This is a genomic window from Paraclostridium sp. MRS3W1, assembly GCF_032465715.1.
In the GTDB taxonomy this organism is placed as follows: Bacteria; Bacillota; Clostridia; order Peptostreptococcales; family Peptostreptococcaceae; genus Paraclostridium; species Paraclostridium dentum.
The window spans coordinates 1-349 of the sequence record NZ_JAWDJM010000182.1 but is presented as its reverse complement, the minus strand read 5'-3'; the positions used below and the strand labels follow the sequence as shown (position 1 = coordinate 349).

Annotated in this window: 4 tRNA genes; all 4 read left to right on the top strand. The window is 53.0% G+C overall.

Annotated features, from left to right (window positions below):
* The first annotated feature begins 7 nt into the window (after nucleotides 1-7).
* The 4 genes from RWY47_RS15600 (at nucleotide 8) to RWY47_RS15585 (ending at nucleotide 346) form a co-directional block, all read left to right on the top strand.
* A tRNA-Arg gene (locus tag RWY47_RS15600) sits at nucleotides 8-84 on the top strand.
* A gap of 7 nt (nucleotides 85-91) precedes the next feature.
* Nucleotides 92-167 (top strand) — tRNA-Gln (locus RWY47_RS15595).
* A 12-nt stretch (nucleotides 168-179) separates the two neighbouring features.
* Nucleotides 180-255 (top strand) — tRNA-Lys (locus RWY47_RS15590).
* Between the two features lie 2 nt (nucleotides 256-257).
* A tRNA-Ser gene (locus tag RWY47_RS15585) sits at nucleotides 258-346 on the top strand.
* Nucleotides 347-349: the final 3 nt, after the last annotated feature.

Below are 349 nucleotides of genomic sequence, written 5' to 3'. Positions count from 1 at the left end.
ATAATGTGGGTGCATAGCTCAGCTGGATAGAGCAACGCCCTTCTAAGGCGTGTGTCCGGGGTTCGAATCCCTGTGCGCTCACCACATTCATAGGGGATTCGCCAAGTCGGTAAGGCATAGCACTTTGACTGCTACATGCGTAGGTTCGAGTCCTGCATCCCCTGCCAAGTAAATAAAATGATCCATTAGCTCAGTCGGTAGAGCACCTGACTTTTAATCAGGGTGTCCCGCGTTCGAGTCGCGGATGGATCACCAATGGAGAGGTGTCCGAGTGGTTTAAGGAGCTGGTCTTGAAAACCAGTGACTCCGAAAGGGGCCGTGGGTTCGAATCCCACCCTCTCCGCCAAAT